Here is a 7,924-nt window from a genome sequence, read left to right on the forward strand (position 1 = left end):
CAAGCACTTAACGAACAAAGTTTGCCGTCTTGTTGTTGAAACCTCCTGCGACTCGCTTCGCAGAACGCCATCCCGATCGCTCCCAATCAACGAAAAATTCTGTCTTTTCAGAGACTTGCCTTGTCGGCACGATAGCGCTCTCGCGAGCCCTTGCCGTGACTGCTCCAGTGTTAACGGAAGGAGTAAACGAATGGTTAGCGCCCGCCGACCAGGGAGCGATGAAGGGCCAGAGAAGGGGATGGGTGTGGAAAATTTTCCACGCCAACCACCTCCGCGGGTAAGAAAGAGTCAACTTCCATGGGCGATGGTGGCTCTCGATCCGACGGGTAACTGAGCGACCCGCAGGTTCATGACGCAGCGACGTGTGGAGTATGGATAATATGAAGTCGCGGGACACGCTCGTCCGCCTCAAGCGCTTTCAGGTCGATGAAAAGCGTCGGCGGGTCGCTCAGATCGAGATGATGATCGCCGAGTTTGATCGGATGGCTGTTGATCTCGATCGAGAGATCAACGCCGAAGAGCAGAAGGCCGGCATCACCGATCCGGCTCATTTTGCCTATCCGACCTATGCTCGGGCAGCCGCCCAACGTCGGGACAACCTGCGCCAATCGGCGCAGAACCTGCAAACGCAGCTCGATGACGCCAAGGCCGAACTCGGAGAAGCCTTCGAGGATTTGAAGCGGGCCGAGAGCCTGGAAGATCGCGAACGCACATCCGATCGCCTCATTGAAACAGCGCGCGACCCGGCCATGATCGGCCTCGCGGTGCAGCCCAGGGCGTTGCGCGCTTCGGCCTGACCCAAATCGGCACTGTTGAACTACGAAGGACGCGTCGCAGAGCGCGTCCTTTTCGTTTTGGCGCGTCCTAGAACCGGAACGTGCGGCGCCATATCGAGCGGCAGGAAACCCTGCAGCCGTGGGTCGTCGGCAACCTCGATGGCGCGCTTGTACGGTTGAAACCCCGAACGGATGTAGAATGGGATCGCCGCCGGCGAATCCAGTGAGCATGTGTGCACGAAAAACCGTTTGATGTCCTTCGCGAAAGCGCGACGGATGGCTTCGTTCATCAGAAAGCGACCGGCTCCCTGGCCGATCGCATCTGGCACGAGACCGAAATAGGCGAGCTCCGCTTCGCCCTTGGGACGGAAATCGAGTTCGAGCAGACCAAGATCCTTGTCGCCGTCCGTCAAGGCGTAGGCTTCGACCTTGTCGTTCGAAAGAACGCCAAACAACTCCGCGTCCGACATCACCGCGCGTCCGAACCAGAGCCACGGCTCGCCGATGGTGCGAAAGAGGGCGCGATAGCGAGGCAGGTCCCTGTTGATGGATACGATCGACAGCCCTTCCGGCTTGGGAAGGCGCTTCAACCGCGGGCGCTCGCGCATTTCGAGATAGGTGACGACTGCAGCGACCTTGCCTGTGGGGAGGTCGGTATATCCGTCGAGGTTCAGGGGGACGGATGATTTCGCCATCAAGTCACCATCGTGTTCACGCGAGCCGCTCAGAACCGCAATGTCATGTGCGCTCGAGAAGGGCAATGGGGTCGGGCAGGGATTTGGCTCGCTCACCAGACGGTGGTTCAAGGGTGGCGCTAAAGGAACATCGACGCGGTTCGACGCTTATGCCCAGGTCGGTCCACCACCCGATGATGACGGCTGTGCAGTTTCCCGGGTCCTGTTCGCTTTAATGATCGTCGCTTTTACAAAAGTGCGGCGTTGGCGACCTGAGAGCGTGTCGCGGCTCGTCAGATCCAGGAGCGAACTCCTGCACCTGCAGACATAAGGAAAAGCGACCATGGCCTCCGACGACAAGACAGTGACCGGCAAACCCGGCAATGGCGGCGAGCTCCACCAGACTGCCTCGGCTCCCGATGCGCGCATCACCACCAATCATGGTGTTCCGGTGTCCGACAACCAGAACTCGCTGAAAGGCGGCAGGCGTGGTCCGACGCTCCTGGAAGATTTCGTGCTGCGGGAGAAGATACAACATTTCGACCATGAGCGCATTCCGGAGCGGATCGTTCACGCGCGCGGCTCCGCGGCGCATGGTTACTTCGAGTTGACGGAATCGCTGTCGAAAGTCACGCGCGCCAAGGTTCTCACCGAGGTTGGCGAGAAGACAGACGTTTTCGTCCGGTTTTCGACTGTCGCCGGAGGCGCTGGCTCGGTGGATACGCCACGCGACGTCCGCGGTTTCGCAGTCAAGTTCTATACCAAAGAGGGAAACTGGGATCTTGTGGGCAACAACATTCCCGTCTTCTTCATCCAGGACGCCATCAAGTTTCCGGACCTCATCCACTCGGTGAAGATGGAGGCCGACCGCGGATATCCGCAGGCTGCCAGTGCSCACGACACCTTCTGGGACTTCGTCGGTTTGATGCCGGAAACGACGCACATGGTGATGTGGGCGATGTCAGATCGCGCCATTCCCAGGTCCTTCCGTATGATGGAAGGTTTCGGCGTCAACACCTTCAGGCTCCTGAACGAGAAGGACGAGCCGGTCTTCGTCAAATTCCATTGGCGACCGAAACTCGGCCTGCAGTCGACATGCTGGGATGAAGCGGTGAAAATCGCCGGTGCGGACCCGGATTATCACCGCCGCGATTTACACGAGGCGATCGCTGCCGGCGACTTCCCGGAATGGGAATTCGGCGTTCAACTGTTGACGCAGAAGGAAGCCGACGCGCTTCCTTTCGACATTCTCGAYGCGACGAARSTGATTCCCGAGGAGCTCGTGCCGATCCGTGTGGTCGGCCGTCTCGTGCTCAATCGCAATCCCGACAACTTCTTTGCTGAAACCGAGCAGGTGGCGTTTCTTCCGACCAACATGCCGCCCGGCATCGACGTGTCGGAAGATCCGTTGCTGCAAGGCCGGCTGTTCTCCTACCAGGATACGCAGTTGTCGCGACTGGGAACCGTCAACTTCCACCAGATCCCCATCAACCGCGCGAAGGGCTGTCCGTTTCAAAACCTCCAACGGGACGGCCAGATGCAGACGCAAGTATTTGCGGGTCGCGCAAATTACGAACCGAATTCTCTGAGGGAGGCCGGCGAAGAAGGCGGACCACGCGAGGATCCTAAGGGAGGCTTTCGGACTTATGCCCTCCCACTCGACGAAACCAAAGTTCGCCTGCGCGCGGAAACGTTCGCCGATCACTACAGCCATGCGCGACTTTTCTTCAAATCGCAGAGTGAGATCGAACAGGCCCATCTGGCGAGCGCCATTGTGTTCGAACTGTCGAAAGTCAGTTTGGCCCACGTCCGCAATCGCGTTCTGGCGAACCTTAGGAACGTCGATGAAACACTTGCAAAGCGTGTCGCCGACGGCTTGGCGGTCGAACTTCCTGCGAAGGCGCAGGCAGCCGCCGCACCGCAAGACATGCCGCCCTCTCCAGGTTTGCGCATTATCGGCAAATACCCCGAGACGCTGAAAGGACGCGCCGTCGGTGTGCTTGTGACGGACGGAGCTGATGGTGCTGTTGTGGAGGCAGTGCGCAAGGCAGCCGAAAAAGAAGGCGCGACTGTGAAGATCGTCGCTCCCAAGGTCGGCGGAGTCACCTTGAAGGACGGCAAGAAGCTCCAGGCGGACGGACAGCTCGCCGGAACGCCGTCCGTCGTGTTTGATGCGGTTGCGTTGGTTCTTTCAAAGGAGGGATGCGCCACGCTTCTCAAGGAAGGTGCTGCCATCGATTTCATCCACCATGCCTTCGGACACCTGAAGGCCATCGGCTTTACAAGCGAGGCTCAGCCCCTGTTGAACAAGGCCGGCGTCGAACCCGATGCGGGCGTCGTTGACGTGAGCAACAGCACCGAGGATTTCGTCTCGATGGCAAAAACGCGTCAATGGGCTCGCGAACCTAAGGTTCGCATGCTCGCGTGATAAGGCGAAAGGGGCGCGTCGCTGCGCCCCCGTCCCCCCTTGACAAATGACGCAAGAAGGTTGCGTGATTGCTGCATGGGGATTGCGATCTCCCCACGAGGCGACATACCCAAGTATCGCGTCCTGTTTTTTCAAAGGGGCGCACCATGTCGTCGATCAACTCGATTTCCGCTGAAAAACTGTCACGTCTCATAGGCCGGCCCGACAGCCCGGTTCTCATCGATGTCCGCACGGACGAGGACTTCGTTGCTGATCCCCATCTCATCCCCGGCTCCGTCCGCCGTTCCTGGGAGAGCGTGGCCGAATGGGCGCACGCCTTCAAGGACCAATCGGCCGTCGTCATCTGCCACAAAGGCCTGAAACTGAGTGAAGGCGTCGCCGCGTGGCTCCGGCACACCGGCGTGCCAGCGGACACGCTCCAAGGCGGCTGGTCGGCGTGGGTGGAGGCCGGTTTGCCCATGGTGCCCGAGGCGAAAATTCCGCAACGCGACGGTAATGGCTGCACGGTTTGGGTTACTCGCTCCCGTCCGAAAGTCGACCGCATTGCCTGCCCGTGGCTGATCCGCCGCTTCGTCGATCCACATGCGGTCTTTTTGTTCGTCGCCCCAGCGGAGGTTCAAGCGGTTGCGGACCGCTTTGGTGCGACACCGTTCGACATCGAAGGCGAGGGCGTGTTCTGGAGCCATCGCGGCGAGAAGTGCACTTTCGACATTATGGTCGAGGAGTTCGGTCTTGCAACTGAACCTCTGCTGCGATTGGCGCGCATCGTGCGCGGGGCCGACACCGCCCGTCCGGACCTTGCACCCGAAGCGCCCGGTCTCCTCGCTGCATCTCTCGGCCTCTCCAGGATGCATGCGGACGATCTCGAACAGCTCAATGCTGGAATGACGCTCTACGACGCATTCTACCGATGGTGCCGAGACGCTACGGACGAAACGCACAACTGGCCCGTCAAGAAGCGGGAGGCGTGAGATGGCACCCGTATCGACTGTCGCACGACCTTCCAAACTTCGCGGTTCGGCCGCTGTCCGCATCACACTGAGAGAAGCGGTGCCGATCTGGGCGCGGATCGCGCTGCTGAGTTTCGGCGGGCCGGCGGGGCAGATTGCGGTGATGCATCGTATCCTCGTCGAGGAGAAGCGATGGATCTCCGAGAACCGTTTTCTGCATGCGCTCAACTATTGCATGCTCCTGYCGGGTCCCGAGGCGCAACAACTCGCCACTTACATCGGTTGGCTCATGCACCGCACGCGCGGGGGCCTTGTCGCGGGCGGTCTGTTCATCCTGCCCGGCGTCGTGTCGATCATGGCTCTGAGCTGGATCTATGCCTTGTTCGGCAATGTCGGGATCGTGTCCGCACTCTTCTTCGGATTGAAAGCGGYAGTGCTGGCTATTGTGCTTCAAGCGGTGATGCGGATTGGCGAACGTTCCCTCAAGAACCCTGTGATGCTGAGCGTCGCTGCGATCGCGTTCGTCGCCATATTCTTCTTCAAAGTTCCATTTCCGGTCATCATTCTGGCTGCCGCGCTCCTCGGCTATTTCGGCAGCCGCGCTGGCATGGCGCAATTCCAAGTGGGAGGGAGTCACAAGCGTGCGAAGCAAGGATTGACCGACGCGGACAGCCTCCTCGGCGAGACGCTGCCGGTTCACGCGCATCCGTCCGTCGGAGGTGTGTTGGGCGCTATGGCAATCTGGTTGCCATTGTGGCTCGCCCCGGTTGCCGCTCTCTTGCTGATGAGGGGTCAAGACGATGTCTTCAGTCAAATCGCCGTGTTCTTTTCCAAGATGGCCGTTGTGACGTTCGGCGGCGCCTATGCCGTCCTCGCCTACGTCGCGCAACAGGCGGTGGAGCATTACGGGTGGCTTCGCCCAGGCGAAATGCTCGACGGTCTGGGCATGGCCGAGACGACGCCAGGGCCCCTCATCATGGTTCTCCAGTTCGTAGGTTTCATGGCGGCGTTTCGCGATTCCGGTTCGATGCCGCCATTGCTGGCCGGAACGCTCGGTGGTTTGCTCGCCACCTGGGTGACGTTCACACCCTGCTTTCTCTGGATTTTCGTCGGTGCGCCCTTCATCGAGATCATGCGAGACAACAGAGCGTTGAGCGGCGCGCTGTCGGCGATCACTGCGGCTGTGGTCGGGGTCATCCTCAACCTGGCTATCTGGTTCGCAATCCATACGCTGTTCGCGGAGATAAGCCCTGTCGTTTGGGGACCGATCCGGTTCGACTTGCCGGCGTTTGCGAGCATCAACCCTTGGGCTCTCATGCTATCGGCCGCAGCAATCGTGGCGGTCTTCCGGCTCAAGGTCGGTATGGTGCCCACGCTGACACTGACCTCCGTCATGGGGATCGGTCTCTATCTCGGCGGAATGATCTGAGGGGGGACATCGGCGAAACGACTTTGCTGCCACGGTAGTCAGCACGAACGTATCGCTTAAGGCCGCCCCGCCGATTCCATTCACTCCCGCCGCGGACCGAACGTCGACACTCCTTTATTGCCAATGCTTCCGGTTGATCCGCTTCGTATACTGCTACGATGGATCGTCGAAAGCAGCTTTAATGCCAACGCTCTCTCTCGATCATAGCCAGGCAGRGGCGCAGATTACGCGAAGCGGCCTCTTGTGGGGCGGCGGAGGTCCTGCCGGGCCAATCTCGTACGGCTTCCGTCAGACGGCGCCAGGCTACAATACGAACAACAACGAGCAAGGGACCTTTAGCCTGTTTTCTCTCGCGCAGATGCAGGCCGCGCGCGACGCATTGCACCTGTGGTCCACCGTAGCCGCGATCAGTTTCGCGGAAGTTGCCCCGGGCAGTTACACCAACTCGGCATCGATTCTGTTTGGGAATTATTTCGACGCGAGTATCGATCGGCTCGGCGGATTCGCGTTCCCGCCCGGAACGGCCTCCTTTCCCTCGGCAAGCGGCGATGTGTGGATCAATATCGGTAACTTTCAATCGCCCACGATCAACAAGGGGAGCTATTACTTCGAGACGTTCATACACGAGGTCGGTCACGCGTTGGGCCTGCAACATCCGGGCAACTACAACGGCGGAAATCCAACCTACCAGAACGACGCCATCTACATACAGGATAGCCGACAATACACCGTCATGAGCTACTTCGAAGCGTCCGAGACCGGCGCCGAATTCGGCTTTCTGTCTGCATCGACACCTCTCGTCGACGACATCGCTGCAATTCAACGTCTGTACGGTCCGAATTGGTTGACGGCGACCGGAGACACGGTCTACGGCTTCAACAGCAACGCCGATCCCGCGTACCGATTGAATGCGTTCGATCGCGTGGTGTTCTGTGTCTGGGACGCTGGCGGGAACGACACGCTCGATTTCTCTGGATACGCATACGATCAGCAAATCGACTTGCATTCCGGCTCGTTCTCGAACGTCGGAGGCTTGAAGCACAACGTCTCGATTGCCGCTCTGTACGGCGGGGACAATCGATCATTGATCGAGAACGCCATTGGTGGTTTTGGATCCGATATCATCGATGGGAACGACGCTGCGAACATTCTCAGAGGAGGCGATGGCGGCGACATCCTGTCGGGCTTCGGCGGCTCGGATACGTTGGACGGCGGCGCGGGGCGTGATTTTCTCAACGGATATGAGGGCTCGGATGTTCTTCAAGGCGGAGAGGGCAACGATGCTCTCGACGGCGGAAATGGCAATGACACGCTTCAGGCAGGCGACGGCGCCGACAGTCTGATCGACTGGTTCGGCGACGACCGCTTCGAAGGCGGACCCGGCGACGATACGTTAGGTATCGGAAAGGGGGTGCGCACCATCGACGGCGGGGCTGGAATCGATACCCTAAAATGGTCTCAGGGCGGAACGTTTACGGGCGAACCGAAGGCGACCGGGCTCGTTGTGTATCTCGATCAGAACTTTTCGATCGTGGATTTCTCGTCCGACCTTTCATTGCAGTTCATATCGAACATCGAAAACGTCGATGGTCTGTTTTTCTATCCGAACACGATCCGAGGCGACAACGTCGACAACAAGATCGTGGGTGGGATCGTCCGCGATGTCT

General features: G+C 59.5%; 6 protein-coding genes. 5 read left to right on the forward strand and 1 reads right to left on the reverse strand.

Features of this window, described 5'->3' with window-relative positions; genetic code table 11:
- Positions 1–380: 380 nt before the first annotated feature.
- On the forward strand, positions 381–797 hold the full coding sequence (gene fliJ, locus AC1DT3_RS07680) for a flagellar export protein FliJ (RefSeq protein WP_477464662.1): 417 nt from the start codon (positions 381–383) through the stop codon (positions 795–797).
- Between the two features lie 20 nt (positions 798–817).
- On the opposite strand, the gene AC1DT3_RS07685 is transcribed toward fliJ, so the two are convergent.
- On the reverse strand, positions 818–1,471 hold the full coding sequence (locus tag AC1DT3_RS07685) for a GNAT family N-acetyltransferase (RefSeq protein WP_477464663.1): 654 nt from the start codon (positions 1,469–1,471) through the stop codon (positions 818–820).
- Between the two features lie 322 nt (positions 1,472–1,793).
- On the opposite strand from AC1DT3_RS07685, the gene AC1DT3_RS07690 reads away from it, so the two are divergent.
- The 4 genes from AC1DT3_RS07690 to AC1DT3_RS07705 form a co-directional block, all read left to right on the forward strand.
- Positions 1,794–3,878, forward strand: a complete 2,085-nt coding sequence (locus AC1DT3_RS07690; RefSeq protein ID WP_477464664.1) for a catalase — start codon at positions 1,794–1,796, stop codon at positions 3,876–3,878.
- A 146-nt stretch (positions 3,879–4,024) separates the two neighbouring features.
- A complete protein-coding gene (locus AC1DT3_RS07695) occupies positions 4,025–4,849 on the forward strand; it encodes a chromate resistance protein ChrB domain-containing protein (RefSeq protein WP_477464665.1) in 825 nt (274 codons plus the stop codon).
- Position 4,850: 1 nt separating this feature from the next.
- Complete coding sequence (chrA, locus tag AC1DT3_RS07700; RefSeq protein WP_477464666.1) at positions 4,851–6,257, forward strand: chromate efflux transporter; 1,407 nt, start codon at positions 4,851–4,853, stop codon at positions 6,255–6,257.
- Between the two features lie 181 nt (positions 6,258–6,438).
- A partial coding sequence (locus AC1DT3_RS07705) for a M10 family metallopeptidase (RefSeq protein WP_477464667.1) occupies positions 6,439–7,924 on the forward strand: 1,486 nt, incomplete at its 3' end.

It is taken from the genome of Microvirga sp. P4_G7, from assembly GCF_056401005.1.